Genomic DNA, 14,285 nt, shown 5'->3' on the forward strand with positions numbered 1-14,285 from the left:
GCCGGCGCGTGAGCGCGGCCGGCGCGTGAGCGCGGCCGGCGCGTGAGCGCGGCCGGCGCGTGAGCGCGGCCGGCGCGTGAGCGCGGCCGGCGCGTGAGCGCGGCCGGCGCGTCAGGCGCCGGCCGGGGTCGTGGACTTGAGGGTGCCGTCCGGGCCGGCCAGCAGGACCGGGGTGGCCGGGCCGCCGAGGTCACGGACGGCCGCGCGGTCGGCGTCGGCCACCGCCTCCGCCGAGCTGACCACGGCCGCGGCCTCCAGGGACTCGGCCCCGCTCGCCACCGCCATCGCGACCGCCGTCTGCAGCGCGCTCAGCTTCAGGGAGTCCAGCTCCACCGTCCCGGCGACGTACGTACGGCCCGTCTCGTCCCGCACCGCCGCACCCTCGGGCACCCCGTTGCGGGCCCGGGCGCTGCGCGCCAGCGTGATGATCTTGCTGTCCTCGGGGTTGATCCCGGTGCTGTCGGTCATGGGCGAAAGCATATGGAGCGTCTCGGCGGGGCCGCACGACGGCCCCGCCGAGACGCTCTCCCCGCCGCCCCCGTGACCCCCTGGATCTTGTGCCACGCGGAACCAAACCTAAGCGCCCGATAAGCAGAACCTGCGATCCAAAGGTCACAGAGCTCCGCGACCTTGGTCCCCTCCGTGTTCCACCCTCACGGCCTGTCGAGCCGCAGCCGCTCCGCCCTCGGCAGACCCGCGACCACCAGGTCGTACGAGTCCTCGACCAGCTCCCGCACCAGCGCGTCCGGCAGCCCGCCGACCGTCACCGTGTTCCAGTGCCGCTTGTTCATGTGCCAGCCCGGCACGATCGCCTCGTGCTCCGCCCGCAGCCGCACCGCAAGCTCCGGCTCGCACTTGAGGTTGACCTTCAGCGGATCGGCGTCCAGCGCGCTCAGCGCGAACACCTTCCCCAGCACCTTGAACACAGAGGTCTCGGGCGTGAAGGGGAACTCCTCCACCGCCGCGTTGAAACCCAGGCAGAACGCACGCAGCTCCGCCGGCGTCATACGCCCTCCCCGCCCTCGCCCGCCGCCTGGGCCAGCGGCTCCACCAGCACCGTCACGATCTTGTTCCGGCGGCCCGCCGGGGATTCGGCCGTCAGCCGCAGCGGCCGCCCGTCCGGCAGCTCCACGACCGCCGAGGCGCCCGCGATCGGCACCCGGCCCAGCGCCTTGGCCAGCAGGCCGCCGACCGTCTCCACGTCCTCGTCGTCGTAGTCCTCGACCTTGAACAGCTCGCCGAGGTCGGTGATGTCGAGCCGCGCCGTCACCCGGTAGCGGTCCTCGCCCAGCTCCTCGACGGGCGCGAGCTCGCGGTCGTACTCGTCGGTGATCTCGCCGACGATCTCCTCCAGGATGTCCTCGATGGTGACGATGCCCGCCGTACCGCCGTACTCGTCGATGACCACGGCCACGTGATTGCGCACCTGCTGCATCTCCCGCAGCAGGTCGCCCGCGTTCTTGGTGTCCGGTACGAACACCGCGGGCCGCATCGCCGTCGTGACCAGGTCGACCTCCGCCTCCCGGCTGATGTGCGTCTTGCGGACCAGGTCCTTCAGGTACACGATGCCGACGATGTCGTCCTCGTTCTCGCCGGTCACCGGGATCCGCGAGAAACCGGACCGCAGCGCCAGCGTGGTCGCCTGACGGATCGTCTTGTACCGCTCGATGCAGACCAGGTCGGTGCGCGGCACCATCACCTCGCGCACCAGCGTGTCGCCGAGCTCGAAGACCTGGTGCACCATCCGGCGCTCCTCGTCCTCGATCAGCGACTCCTTCTCCGCCAGGTCGACCATCGCGCGCAGCTCGGCCTCGGAGGCGAACGGCCCCTTGCGGAAGCCCTTTCCGGGCGTGAGCGCATTGCCGATGAGGATCAGCAGCTGCGGGATGGGCCCCATGACCCGGGCGAGCGGGACCAGGACGTACGAGGCCGCCGTCGCCGTGTTGAGGGGGTGCTGGCGGCCGATGGTGCGCGGGGAGACCCCGACGGCCACGAAGGACACCAGCACCATCACGGCGATCGCGATGAGCAGCGCCTTCCAGTTGTCGCCGAACTCGTCGAGGCAGACGTACGTGACGAGCACGCCGGCCGCCATCTCGCAGGTGACCCGCACGAGCAGCGCCACGTTGAGGTAGCGGGTGGGGTCGGCGGCGACCTGCGCGAGCTTCTCGCTGCCGCGCCGGCCCTCCCGTACGGCCTGCTCGGCGCGGAAGCTGGAGATCCGGGCGATCCCGGACTCGGCACACGCCGCGAACCACGCCACCACCACCAGCAGCACCGCGCCGGTGATCAACTGCGGGGCGGTCACGAGACGGTCGGGGCCGGGGACGGACCGGTCATGCCGCGCTCACCGCGCCAGCCGTCGACGATGGCCGCCTGGAGGCCGAACATCTCGGCCTTCTCGTCCGGCTCCTCGTGGTCGTACCCGAGCAGGTGCAGCACCCCGTGGACGGTCAGGAGCTGGAGCTCCTCGTCCATGGAGTGCTGCGTCGGGGCTTCCTCGCCCTGCTTCTTCGCGACCTCGGGGCAGAGCACGATGTCGCCGAGGAGCCCCTGCGGGGGCTCCTCGTCGTCCTTCACCGGCGGACGGAGCTCGTCCATCGGGAAGGACATGACGTCGGTGGGACCGGGCAGGTCCATCCACTGGATGTGGAGCTGCTCCATGGCGTCCTCGTCGATGACGATGACGGAGAGCTCGGACAGCGGGTGGATCCGCATCCGGGTGAGCGCGTAGCGGGCGATGTCGAGGATCGCCCGCTCGTCGACCTCGGTTCCGGACTCGTTGTTGACGTCGATCGACATGGTGCGCTGGGTTCTACTTCCGCTGGTAGCCGTTCCGGGACTGCTGGGCGTCCTGGCTGTCGTCGTACTTCTCGTACGCATCGACGATACGGCCGACCAGCTTGTGCCGGACGACATCCTCGGACGTGAGCCGCGAGAAGTGGATGTCCGGAACCCCTTCCAGGATCCGCTGGACCTCGCGCAGACCGCTCTTGGCGCCACCCGGGAGGTCGATCTGCGTGATGTCGCCGGTGACGACGATCTTCGAGTCGAACCCGAGCCGGGTCAGGAACATCTTCATCTGCTCGGCGGTGGTGTTCTGCGCCTCGTCGAGCACGACGAACGCCTCGTTGAGGGTGCGGCCGCGCATGTACGCGAGCGGCGCCACCTCGATCGTGCCCGCGGCCATCAGCCTCGGGATCGAGTCCGGGTCGATCATGTCGTGCAGGGCGTCGTAGAGCGGGCGCAGGTACGGGTCGATCTTGTCGAAGAGGGTGCCCGGGAGGAAGCCGAGGCGTTCGCCCGCCTCGACCGCCGGGCGGGTCAGGATGATGCGGCTGACCTGCTTGGACTGCAGGGCCTGGACCGCCTTGGCCATGGCGAGGTACGTCTTGCCGGTACCGGCGGGGCCGATGCCGAACACGATCGTGTTCTTGTCGATCGCGTCGACGTACCGCTTCTGGTTGAGGGTCTTGGGGCGGATGGTGCGGCCGCGGCTGGAGAGGATGTTCTGGGTGAGCACCTCCGCAGGCGTCTCCTCCGGGCCGTTGCCGTTGCCGCTCGCCTTGAGCATGGCGATCGAGCGTTCCACTGCGTCCTCCGTCATCGGCTGCCCGGTGCGGAGCACCAGCATCATCTCGTCGAACAGGCGCTGGACCAGGGCGACTTCCGCCGCGTCTCCGACCGCGCTGACCTGATTGCCCCGAACATGGATGTCGGCCTTCGGGAAGGCCTTCTCGATCACGCGCAACAGGGCGTCACCCGAGCCGAGCACCGTGACCATCGGATGCTTGGCCGGAACGGTGAAGTGGGCTCGCGCCTGCCCCGGCGCCGGTGTCTGGGCTGTGGGTGTCTGAGTCATGGGCCGGCACTGTGGCCTGCACATACCTCCCGCTCAGGGGCCGCGCCGATCGACGACCTCCGGAGTACCAAGGGTACGACTCCGCCGCGCCATCCCCGAGGGGTTTTCCACGCCCTCTCCCCAGCCTCCGGTACCTCCCTCGGACACGCCTTAAACCGGGTGGCGGAAGCCGATCGTCGGGACCGCCCTGCGCCGCGAGGCCGGCTCCGCGCGCGGCGGGACCAGCGCGTCCAGGAAGCCGTAGCGCGGCCGCAGTGCCTCGGGGGCCGTGCGCCACCAGTGGGCCACCTCCGGCCAGCCCGGGGCCGACAGGGAGCCGCCGAACTCCTGGACCGACAGGGCCGCCGTGAGGCCCGCGAAGGCCAGCCGGTCCGCCAGCGGCCAGCCCGCCAGGGTGCCGGTGACGAAGCCCGCCACGTAGACGTCCCCCGCCCCCGTCGGGTCCAGCTCCTCCACCGCGATCCCGGGGACCTCCGCCGACTCCCCGGTCCGCCCGTCCACCGCGTACGAGCCCTCCGCGCCCATCGTCACCACCGCGACCGGCACCTTCTCGGCCAGCGCCCGGGCCGCGGCTCTCGGACAGTCGGTCCGCGTGTACCGCATCGCCTCCCCCGCGTTCGGCAGGAAGGCCTCGCAGTGCTCCAGGTCGGGCAGGGCCCCCAGGTCCCAGCGGCCGCTCTCGTCCCATCCCACGTCCGCGAAGATCCGCGCCCCGCGCCGCGCCGCCTCCGCGATCCACGGCTCCGTCCGCCCCTGCGCCAGCGAGGCCACGGCCGCCCGGGTGCGCGGCGGACACTGCGGGAACGGCCCCGGGCCGGCCGGGGGCGGGGCCTCGTGGCCGTGCGAGATCATCGTGCGCTCGCCCTCGTACGCCATCGAGACCGTGACCGGGCTGTGCCAGCCGGGGATGGTCCGCGACATCGACAGGTCGATGCCCTCGCCCTGTTCGAGTGCGTCCCAGCAGTACTCGCCGTAATGGTCGTCGCCGAACGCCGCGGCCAGCGAGGTCCGCAGGCCGAGCCGGGCCAGGGCGGTGGCCATGTTGGCCACTCCGCCCGGGCTGGAGCCCATGCCGCGCGCCCAGGACTCCGTACCGCGCACCGGGGCCGAATCGAGGCCGGTGAAGATGATGTCGAGGAAGACCGTGCCGGTCAGGTAGACGTCGAACCCCGGTTCCAGGGGGCTGCGCAGCGGACCGAGCGGGTCCACGGCCGCGGCCGCGCTGTCGAGCGGGTCCACGGCTGCGCTGCGGCTGGTGCGGCTGTCCCGACTGGTCACGGTGTACTCCCCGGCTGGTGCGAAGGCTCGTTTCTGCAAGCGGGCATGCGGTGGAAAGCTGCCAACCCTGCCCGCCCCCGGCAGGGCCAAAACACAGTGTGTCGCACATCACTCTCATGGCGCTCTTCTCCGGGTCGCGGAGCACTTGATAAACAAAGGGGCCGCAGCCTCGCGGAAGATCCCGCCCCATCTGCGCACCACCGGGAAGAGCCGTGTCCGACAACACCTCCGCGCCGCCTGCCGCCTGGCCCCTGGTGGCCCTCTTCACGGCCGGGTACGTCGCCCCCTACCTGCTTCCCACCGTCGTCGGACGCCTCGACGCCCATCTCCCGCTGAGTCCCGCCCAGGCCGGGCTCGTCGGCACGGCCCTGCTGCTCGGCTCCGCCACGGCCGGATTCACCCTGGCCTCCCGCATCCCCCGCCGCGGTCCGCGCCCGCTGGCCCGGCTCGGTCTGCTGCTCGCCGCCCTGGGCTACGGCACCGCGGCCTCGACCTCGATGCTCCCGCTGGTGGTCGCGGGCGTCGTGGTCGGCGGCTTCGGCTCCGGCAGCGCCACCGCCGTGGCCGCCGCGGGGATCGCCGGGCACCGCGATCCGCACCGCATCTCGTCCCTCGGGCTGCTGTCGGTCTCCGCGACCGCGGGGGCGCTGTACCTGACCCTGCCGCACCTCGGCGGCGGACACGGGCTGCCGTTCGCGGCCATCGCCCTGGTCGCGGCGCTGGCCTGGCCGGCCACCGGCCGGCTCGGCGGGCCCACCCGCCCGGGACCTGCCGTACGGAGCTCCGGGCGGCCGCCGTACCCGCGCGCCGGGGCGGTGCTGGCGGGCTGCCTGCTGCTCTGGTCGCTGACCCAGGAGGCCCTGTGGGGCGTCAGCGGCCGGATCGGCGCCGAGCAGGCGGGGCTGTCCGAGGCCACGCTGGGTGTCGTCTTCGCGGTGGCGCTGGGCGCGGGCCTGCTCGGGGTCACGGGCGCCTCCGCGTTCGGCACCCGGCTGGGGCGGGCGGTCCCGATCGGCGCGGGCACGGCGGCCATCGCGGGCTGCGTGGTGCTGACCTCCTCCGCGGACGGGCTCGCCGGGTTCACGGCCGGGGAGATCCTGTGGAACGCGGTCTACCCGGTCGTCCTCTCGTACGTGATCGGCCTCGCGGCCGCCCTGGACCCGCGCGGCCGCTGGGCGGTCTTCGCCGGAGCCGCTTCCTCGCTGGGTACGGCCTGCGGCCCCGTGGTGGGCAGCCTGCTCGCCGAGGCGTTCGGGTTCCCGGGCATGGGGCTCGTGCTGGGCGGGCTGCTGCTCGCGGTGGCCGGGCCGCTGACCGCCGTCGCCCTGCACGCGGGCACGAGCCCGGCGGCCGCGGCCGAGGAACCGGTCCTGCGCGGCGCGGCCCCGGCCCCGGCCCCGGTGGCGCCCCCCGGTTCCGGGACCGGGCCGGAGCCGGCGGGCGCGCCCGTCCGCGTACGCCGCACCCCGCGCCGGGTGCTGCTGCTCTCCCCGGCGGCCCGCCGCTCCCGCGACCGCGACCGGGAGCGGGAGCGGGAGCGGTCCAGCTAGCCCCGCTTCGGCAGGGGGACTCGTACGAGGTCCGCGGCGATCGTCAGCTCTCCCTCGAAGCCGGCCGCGCGGGCCTGGCGTTCGAACTCCTGCGGGTCCGAGTAGCGCTGCGAGAAGTGCGTCAGCACGAGGTGCCGTACGCCCGCGTCCCGCGCGGTCCGGGCCGCCTGGCCGGCGGTGAGGTGCCCGTGGTCGGTGGCGAGCGCCTCGTCCTCGTCGAGGAACGTGGACTCGATCACCAGCATGTCGCAGCCCGCGGCGAGCGCGTCCACGCCGGGGCACAGCCGGGTGTCCATCACGAAGGCGAAGCTCTGCCCCGGCTTGTGCTCGCTGACGTCGTCGAGCGTGACCCCGCCCAGCTGCCCCTCGCGCTGGATCCGGCCCACGTCGGGCCCCTTGATCCCGTGCCGCGCGAGCAGTTCGGGCACCATGCGGCGCCCGTCCGGCTCGGTGAGCCGGTAGCCGAAGGACTCCACCGGGTGCGAGAGCCGGCGGGCTTCCAGGACGTACGAGGACTCCCGGGCCAGTGTCCCGTCCGCGGCCACGGGCTCCTCGCGGAGCGGGACGGTCTCCCGGTAGGCGGTGGCGTACCGGAGCCGGTCGAAGAACTTCTGCCCGGAGGCCGGGTAGTGCGCGGTGACGGGGTGCGGGACCCGGTCCAGGTTGATGCGCTGGATCACCCCGGCCAGCCCGAGGCTGTGGTCACCGTGGAAGTGGGTGATGCAGATCCGGTTGATGTCGTGCGCGGCCACCCCGGCGCGCAGCATCTGGCGCTGGGTGCCCTCGCCGGGATCGAAGAGGATGCCCTCGCCGTCCCAGCGCAGGAGGTAGCCGTTGTGGTTGCGGTGGCGGGTGGGCACCTGGCTGGCGGTGCCCAGGACCACGAACTCTCGTACGGACACGGTGCTATCCGGGGGGCCACTGGAGGCCGCGGCCTCCGAGGACGTGCGCGTGCGCGTGGAAGACGGTCTGGCCGGCGCCGGCGCCGGTGTTGAACACGACGCGGTAGCCGTGGTCGTCGAGCTTCTCGTCGGCCGCGATCTGCCCGGCCTCGCGCAGCAGGTCGGCGGCGATGGCCGGCTCGGCGGCGGCGAGCGAGGCGGCGTCGGGGTAGTGCACCCGGGGGATGACGAGGACGTGCGTGGGCGCCTGCGGGTTGATGTCCCGGAAGGCGAACGTCGTCTCGGTCTCCCGGACCACGGTCGCCGGGATGTTCCCCGCGACGATCTTGCAGAACAGGCAGTCCGCCTGCGGTTCCCCGGCCATTGCTTCGCCTTCCGAGACTGTGGCGCCGGCGGGCGGGCCGCCCGCGCCACGATGATGATCAGCCCCGGCATCGTATCCGGCGCCGCCCGGCGCCCTCATGTGCGTTTCAGGACCAGCGGCCGGTGCGGGCCAGCAGGACCGCCGTCGCCGCGGTGCCGGCGGTGGAGGTGCGCAGGACCGAGGAGCCCAGGCGGTAGGGGTGGGCCCCGGCCTCCGCGAAGACGGCGAGCTCCTCCGGGGAGACCCCGCCCTCCGGTCCGACGACCAGGACGATGGAGCCTCCGGCCGGGAGTTCGGCCGTGGCCAGGGCCCCCGAGGGGGTGTCCCGGTCCTCGTGGAGGACCATCGCCAGATCGGCCCCGGCCAACAGGGCCGCGACCTGCTTGGTGGACATGGCCTCCGCCACCTCCGGGAAGCGGACGCGGCGGGACTGCTTGCCCGCCTCCCGGGCCGTGGCCCGCCACTTGGCCAGCGACTTGGCGCCGCGATCGCCGCGCCACTGGGTGATGCAGCGCGAGGCCTGCCAGGGGACGATGGCGTCCACGCCGGTCTCGGTCATGGTCTCGACGGCGAGCTCGCCGCGGTCCCCCTTGGGCAGGGCCTGGACGACGGTGATCCGGACGGCCGGTTCCGGTTCCTCCTGGATCGTGTGCAGGTCGGTGAGGACCAGCCGGTCCTTGCCCTCGGCGGCCTTGACCACGCCCTCCGTCCAGTGACCGCGCCCGTCGGTGAGGACCACGTCCTCGCCCTGGTTCAGCCGTTTCACGGACACCGCGTGCCGGCCTTCGGGGCCGTCGAGCACGAACTCCGGCCCCGCGGGGACCTCTTCGACCACGAACACGGGGGCGGTCATGACGTACTCCTGTTGTTCGTCGACTTCAACACGGAACGGGCCTCGGCCAGTTCGGCCGCCAGCACCTCCACCAGCTCCCGCGCGGGCAGCGCCCGCGCAAGCCGGTGCCCCTGGCCCGCCCACAGGGCCATGCCCTGCGGGTCCCCGGCCGCGGCGGCGGCCTTGCGCAGCCCGGCGGTCATGTGGTGGATCTGCGGGTACGCGGCCGGGGCGTACGGCCCGTGCTCGCGCATGAACCGGTTCACCAGGCCCCGGGCCGGTCGCCCCGAGAACGCCCTGGTCAGCTCCGTGTGGGGGAACAGGGGGTCCGTCAGCGACTGCTTGTGCAGCGGGTGCGCCCCCGACTCGGGGCAGGCCAGGAACGCGGTGCCGAGCTGCGCCGCCTCCGCGCCCGCCGCCAGCAGCGCCGCGATCTGCGAGCCCCGCATCAGACCGCCCGCCGCGATGATCGGGAGGGCCACGGCCTCCCGTACCTGGGCCACCAGTGCGAGCAGGCCCACACCGGCCGTGCCGTCGGCCTGCGGGTCGTCGCGGTGGGTGCCCTGGTGGCCGCCCGCCTCCACGCCCTGGACGCAGACCGCGTCGGCGCCCGCCGCCTGGGCGGCGCGGGCCTCGTCGACCGAGGTGACGGTGACGACCGAGTACGTGCCGGCCTTGCGCAGGGCGGCGAGGACCGCGGGCGCGGGGCAGCCGAAGGTGAACGAGACCACGGGGACCGGGTCTTCGAGGAGGATCGCGAGCTTGGCGTCGTAGCCGTCGTCGCTGGTGCCGATGATGTCCTCGTCGGCCAGGGACAGCTCGTACCAGCTGGCCTCGCCGGCCAGCTGCCCGCGGTACGCCTCCACGGCGGCCGGGTCCACGTAGCCGGTCTGCGGCATGAACAGGTTCACGCCGAACGGGCGCCGGGTGAGCGCGCGCAGCTGCTTGATCTCCTGGTACACGCCGTCGGCGGTCTTGTAGCCGCCGGCCAGGAAGCCCAGACCGCCCGCCTCGCACACGGCGGCGGCCAGTGGCGGACAGGAGGCGCCGCCCGCCATGGGAGCCTGCACGATCGGGTAAGGGGAGAGACCGTACGGTGCGGAGGACATGCACTGCATCGTGCCATGTCCCGCCCACCGGGCCGAATCACGGCATTCGCCTGGCATAGTCCGCTTCCCCGGCGTCGTCCGGATCGATGCGGCGAGCCCGGTCCGGGGCATCCCCGGACCGGGCTCGTACGTCTGCCGGCAGGCCGGTCAGCGGCCGTTGAAGGCATCCTTCAGGCGGCTGAACAGGCCCTGCTGACCCGGCGCGAACTGGCCCATGGGCCGTTCCTCGCCGCGCAGCTTGGCGAGCTGGCGCAGCAGCTCCTCCTGCTGGGCGTCCAGCTTGCCCGGGGTGGTGACCTCGACGTGGACGATCAGGTCGCCGCGGCCGCCGCCGCGCAGGTGCGTGACGCCGCGCCCGTGCAGCGGGATCGACTGGCCGGAGCCGGTGCCCGGGCGGATGTCGATCTCCTCCATGCCGTCCAGGGTCTCCAGCGGGCACTTGGTGCCCAGGGCCGCGGCCGTCATGGGGAGGGTCACCGTGCAGTGCAGGTCGTCCCCGCGCCGCTGGAAGGTCGGGTGCGACAGCTCGTGGATCTCCACGTACAGGTCGCCGGCGGGGCCGCCGCCGGGGCCGACCTCGCCCTCGCCCGCGAGCTGGATCCTGGTGCCGTTCTCGACGCCGGCCGGGATCTTGACCGTGAGGCTGCGGCGGGAGCGCACCCGTCCGTCGCCCGCGCACTCGGGGCACGGGGTCGGGACCACGGTGCCGAAGCCCTGGCACTGGGGGCAGGGGCGCGAGGTCATGACCTGGCCCAGGAAGGACCGGGTGACCTGCGAGACCTCACCGCGGCCACGGCACATGTCACACGTCTGCGCCGAGGTGCCGGGGGCGGCGCCCTCGCCGGAGCAGGTGGTGCAGACGACGGCCGTGTCGACCTGGATGTCCTTGGTGGTGCCGAAGGCGGCCTCGTCCAGTTCCAGGTCGAGGCGGATCATGGCGTCCTGGCCGCGGCGGGTCCGCGAGCGCGGGCCGCGCTGCGAGGCCTGGCCGAAGAAGGCGTCCATGATGTCGGAGAAGTTGCCGAAGCCGCCCGCACCGAAGCCGCCCGCGCCGCCACCGCCGCCCGAGGAGGACAGCGGGTCGCCACCGAGGTCGTAGACCTGCTTCTTCTGCGGGTCCGAGAGCACCTCGTACGCCGCGTTGATCTCCTTGAAGCGCTCCTGCGTCTTCGGGTCCGGATTCACATCCGGGTGGAGTTCACGCGCGAGGCGGCGGAAGGCCTTCTTGATCTCGTCCTGCGATGCGTCGCGGCGCACGCCGAGAACGGCGTAGTAGTCCGTGGCCACTTACGACTCCGCCAGGATCTGTCCGACGTAACGTGCCACTGCGCGTACCGCTCCCATCGTTCCGGGGTAGTCCATGCGGGTCGGTCCGACCACGCCGAGTTTGGCGACAGTCTCGCCGCCCGAACCGTAGCCGACGGAGACGACGGACGTGGAGTTCAGTCCCTCGTAGGCATTCTCATGCCCGATCCGTACGGCCATTCCCGACTCGTTGGCCTCGCCCAGCAGCTTGAGGAGCACGACCTGCTCCTCCAGCGCTTCGAGCACCGGCCTGATCGTCAGGGGAAAATCGTGTCCGAAGCGCGTGAGATTGGCGGTTCCGCCGATCATCAGCCGCTCCTCGGCCTCCTCGACCAGTGTCTCCAGCAGGGTGGAGAGCACGGTCGACACCGTGCTGCGGTCCTCCGGGTCGAAGGACTCCGGCAGATCCTGCACGAGCTGCGGCACGTCGGTGAACCGGCGGCCGACGACCCGGCTGTTGAGCCGGGCCCGCAGATCGGCGAGCGAGGTCTCGCCGAACGGCGTCTGGCAGTCGACGAGCCGCTGCTCGACCCGGCCCGTGTCGGTGATCAGCACGAGCATCAGCCGGGCCGGAGCCAGCGACAGCAGCTCGACGTGCCGGACCGTGGACCGGGTCAGGCTCGGGTACTGGACGACGGCGACCTGCCGGGTGAGCTGTGCGAGCAGCCGCACGGTGCGGCCGACGACGTCGTCGAGGTCGACGGCGCCGTCGAGGAAGTTCTGGATGGCCCGGCGCTCGGGCGTCGACAGCGGTTTGACCCCCGCCAGCTTGTCGACGAAGAGCCGGTAGCCCTTGTCCGTGGGGATCCGGCCGGCGCTGGTGTGGGGCTGGGCGATGTAGCCCTCGTCCTCCAGCACGGCCATGTCGTTGCGCACGGTGGCGGGTGAGACGCCGAGCCGGTGCCGCTCGGTGAGCGCCTTGGAGCCGACCGGCTCCTCCGTCCCGACGTAGTCCTGGACGATGGCGCGCAGCACCTCGAGTCTGCGTTCGCTGAGCATCGCGCACACCTCCTGCTGGTCGTCGGCGCTCGTCATGGGCGGTTTCATCGGCTTCGTTGGCACTCCAGGCGTTCGAGTGCCAGAGATCCCCCGGCCAGTGTACGGCCGGGTAGTCAGGCCCTGGCAAGGGCGGCCCGCCAGGGTAGCGTCGCGGCATGGACGTGCGTTGGGAAGAGGCAGGCTGGGAGCGGCTGACCGGGCGGACCGGACGGCGTCGACTCCCGGTGTGGGACTGCACGGTGGGACTGGTGGTGGGGGACGAGTCGGTCCTCCTGATCGATCCCGGATCGTGCGTACGCGAAGGCGCGCAGCTGCGGGCCGAGGCGGAGCGGCTGACGGGGCGGGGCGTGACGCATATCGCATTCACGCACGGCCATTTCGATCACGTACTGGGCGTGGCGGCGTTCGCCGGGGCCGAGGTGTACGGGGCGGTCGGGCTGGACTCGGAGCTGTCGACCGGCCGGGAGGAGCTGCGCGTCAGTGCGGTCCTGCAGGGGCTGGCGGAGGCCGAGGCCGCCGAGGCGGTGGACCGGCTGGTGGTGCCGAGGCACTCCGTGTCGGGCGAATGGACGCTGGAGCTGGGCGGGGTGCAGGTGCTGCTGGCCAACGTCGGGCCCGGGCACACCCGGCACGACCTGGCGGTGTTCGTCCCCGGAGAGCGCGAGACGGTGTTCTGCGGGGACCTCGTCGAGGAGTCGGGCGAACCGCAGGCGGGCAGCGACGCGGTGCCGGCGCAGTGGCCGGCGGCGCTGGACCGGCTGCTGTCACTGGGCGGGGACGACGCTCTGTACGTGCCGGGTCACGGAGCGGTGGTCTCCGCGGGCTTCGTCCGTGAGCAACGCGACACACTGGCACGGCGGTTCGGCGTGTCGGGCCCGTGAGCCCGCGCTCTCTCCTACGCTCGGCCGGATGCGCGAGTACTCCCCCGACCTGACCCCGCAGTGGAAGCGCCCCAAGCCGGTGCCGGAGGTACCGGCGGACGCCGACCTGGTGGTCGAGGTGGCGGGTACGGACTTCTGCGGCGCGGTGGTGGCCTGCGAGGCGGGCACGGTGACCCTGGAGGACCGCTTCGGCAAGCGGCGGGTGTTCCCGCTGGAGCCGCGGGGCTTCCTGCTGGAGGGCGCCGTGGTGACCCTGACCCGCCCCTCACGGGCCCCTGCGGCGCCCTTGCGCACGGCGTCGGGCTCGGTGGCGGTCCCCGGGGCGCGCGCCCGTGTGGCGCGCGCCGGGCGGATCTACGTCGAGGGCCGGCACGACGCCGAGCTGGTGGAGCGGGTCTGGGGCGACGACCTGCGGATCGAGGGCGTGGTGGTGGAGTACCTGGAGGGCATCGACGACCTCCCCGCGGTGGTCGCGGACTTCGCCCCGGCCCCGGACGCCCGCCTGGGGATCCTGGTGGACCACCTGGTCCCGGGCTCGAAGGAGTCCCGTATCGCGGCGTCGGTGACGTCGTCGGACGTCCTGATCGTCGGCCACCCGTACGTGGACGTCTGGCAGGCGGTGAAGCCGTCCGCGCTGGGCATCGCCGCGTGGCCGGTGATCCCGCCGGGCCAGGACTGGAAGACGGGCGTCTGCAGGGCGCTGGGCTGGCCGGAGAACACCGGGGCCGCCTGGCAGCACATCCTGTCCCGCGTGCGGTCCTACAAGGACCTGGAGCCGGTCCTGCTGGGCCGGGTGGAGGAGCTGATCGACTTCGTCACGGCGCCCTGACCCGGGCTACGGCAGGGTGCCGAACTCCATGGTGTCGAGCGTGAGGCCGAGGGCGTCAAGCGGCACCGGCTCGCCGAACTTGCTGGTCCGCTCGGTCCGGTAGTCGGCTTCCTCTCCAGTGCCGAAAGGTTCGGTGAGCACCACGCACCTGGCCTGGAAGGGGTCGATGATCAGATACGTGGGAATGCCACCCGCCGCGTAGATGGAGCGCTTCGTCACGTAGTCACGCAGCTTGCTGGTCTCTCGAAGTACTCGGTCATCCGGCGATCGTCCACAGCGGTCATCTGCGTGCCCTCCACTTCTGTCGCCGGGTATACGACAGAAGACTACGAACAGGCTAGGCCGCACCTGCCCGTATCCGCATCGATTCACTC

Annotated in this window: 16 protein-coding genes; 3 read left to right on the forward strand and 13 right to left on the reverse strand. The window is 72.6% G+C overall.

The genetic code is table 11. The features are described from left to right. Positions 1-111: 111 nt before the first annotated feature. From ACIQU4_RS16685 to ACIQU4_RS16710, 6 genes are all read right to left on the reverse strand, one after another. Positions 112-468: a cytidine deaminase gene (locus ACIQU4_RS16685; RefSeq protein ID WP_385591800.1), complete on the reverse strand. Its 357-nt coding sequence runs from the start codon at positions 466-468 to the stop codon at positions 112-114. Positions 469-653: 185 nt separating this feature from the next. Next, a complete protein-coding gene (locus tag ACIQU4_RS16690) occupies positions 654-1,007 on the reverse strand; it encodes an MmcQ/YjbR family DNA-binding protein (protein ID WP_053689051.1) in 354 nt (117 codons plus the stop codon). After that, a complete protein-coding gene (locus tag ACIQU4_RS16695) occupies positions 1,004-2,308 on the reverse strand; it encodes a hemolysin family protein (RefSeq protein WP_403730559.1) in 1,305 nt (434 codons plus the stop codon). Before ACIQU4_RS16695 ends, ACIQU4_RS16690 begins: the two co-directional genes overlap by 4 nt. Continuing rightward, the gene (gene ybeY, locus ACIQU4_RS16700; protein ID WP_403730561.1) at positions 2,305-2,802 is read right to left on the reverse strand and encodes an rRNA maturation RNase YbeY; all 498 of its coding nucleotides are present in this window, start codon (positions 2,800-2,802) and stop codon (positions 2,305-2,307) included. The genes ACIQU4_RS16695 and ybeY overlap by 4 nt, the downstream gene beginning before the upstream one ends. Before the next feature lie 13 nt (positions 2,803-2,815). Further along, positions 2,816-3,862 (reverse strand): PhoH family protein, encoded by a 1,047-nt coding sequence (locus ACIQU4_RS16705; protein WP_403730564.1) that lies wholly within the window; start codon positions 3,860-3,862, stop codon positions 2,816-2,818. Between the two features lie 150 nt (positions 3,863-4,012). Beyond that, entirely contained in the window at positions 4,013-5,101 is a 1,089-nt protein-coding gene (locus ACIQU4_RS16710) for a carbohydrate kinase family protein (protein ID WP_403730962.1), read from the reverse strand. Between the two features lie 251 nt (positions 5,102-5,352). On the opposite strand from ACIQU4_RS16710, the gene ACIQU4_RS16715 reads away from it, so the two are divergent. Beyond that, on the forward strand, positions 5,353-6,690 hold the full coding sequence (locus ACIQU4_RS16715; protein WP_403730567.1) for an MFS transporter: 1,338 nt from the start codon (positions 5,353-5,355) through the stop codon (positions 6,688-6,690). Here the strand turns inward: ACIQU4_RS16715 and ACIQU4_RS16720 are convergent. The 6 genes from ACIQU4_RS16720 to hrcA form a co-directional block, all read right to left on the reverse strand. Continuing rightward, complete coding sequence (locus ACIQU4_RS16720) at positions 6,687-7,592, reverse strand: ribonuclease Z (RefSeq protein WP_403730570.1); 906 nt, start codon at positions 7,590-7,592, stop codon at positions 6,687-6,689. The two genes, ACIQU4_RS16715 and ACIQU4_RS16720, sit on opposite strands and share 4 nt — an antisense overlap. A 4-nt stretch (positions 7,593-7,596) precedes the next feature. Beyond that, positions 7,597-7,956, reverse strand: coding sequence for a histidine triad nucleotide-binding protein (locus tag ACIQU4_RS16725; protein WP_403730573.1), 360 nt, complete (start codon positions 7,954-7,956; stop codon positions 7,597-7,599). Positions 7,957-8,062: 106 nt separating this feature from the next. Further along, complete coding sequence (locus tag ACIQU4_RS16730) at positions 8,063-8,809, reverse strand: 16S rRNA (uracil(1498)-N(3))-methyltransferase (protein WP_403730576.1); 747 nt, start codon at positions 8,807-8,809, stop codon at positions 8,063-8,065. Next, positions 8,806-9,897, reverse strand: a complete 1,092-nt coding sequence (locus ACIQU4_RS16735; RefSeq protein WP_403730578.1) for a nitronate monooxygenase — start codon at positions 9,895-9,897, stop codon at positions 8,806-8,808. Before ACIQU4_RS16735 ends, ACIQU4_RS16730 begins: the two co-directional genes overlap by 4 nt. A 147-nt stretch (positions 9,898-10,044) precedes the next feature. Continuing rightward, entirely contained in the window at positions 10,045-11,184 is a 1,140-nt protein-coding gene (gene dnaJ / locus ACIQU4_RS16740) for a molecular chaperone DnaJ (RefSeq protein ID WP_403730581.1), read from the reverse strand. Next, a complete protein-coding gene (hrcA, locus tag ACIQU4_RS16745) occupies positions 11,185-12,201 on the reverse strand; it encodes a heat-inducible transcriptional repressor HrcA (RefSeq protein ID WP_385583449.1) in 1,017 nt (338 codons plus the stop codon). It abuts the gene before it with no gap. A 155-nt stretch (positions 12,202-12,356) separates the two neighbouring features. Here hrcA and ACIQU4_RS16750 point away from each other — a divergent pair, with 155 nt between their 5' ends. Together ACIQU4_RS16750 and ACIQU4_RS16755 are read left to right on the forward strand one after the other, a co-directional pair. Then, the gene (locus ACIQU4_RS16750) at positions 12,357-13,082 is read left to right on the forward strand and encodes an MBL fold metallo-hydrolase (RefSeq protein WP_403730583.1); all 726 of its coding nucleotides are present in this window, start codon (positions 12,357-12,359) and stop codon (positions 13,080-13,082) included. 28 nt (positions 13,083-13,110) lie between these two features. After that, a complete protein-coding gene (locus ACIQU4_RS16755) occupies positions 13,111-13,911 on the forward strand; it encodes a DUF3097 domain-containing protein (protein ID WP_403730586.1) in 801 nt (266 codons plus the stop codon). A 6-nt stretch (positions 13,912-13,917) separates the two neighbouring features. Here ACIQU4_RS16755 and ACIQU4_RS16760 read toward each other — a convergent pair whose 3' ends face one another. Then, the gene (locus ACIQU4_RS16760; RefSeq protein ID WP_403730588.1) at positions 13,918-14,283 is read right to left on the reverse strand and encodes a Uma2 family endonuclease; all 366 of its coding nucleotides are present in this window, start codon (positions 14,281-14,283) and stop codon (positions 13,918-13,920) included. Between the last annotated feature and the right edge of the window lie 2 nt (positions 14,284-14,285).

This window comes from Streptomyces sp. NPDC090741 (genome assembly GCF_044769045.1).
GTDB lineage: Bacteria > Actinomycetota > Actinomycetes > Streptomycetales > Streptomycetaceae > Streptomyces.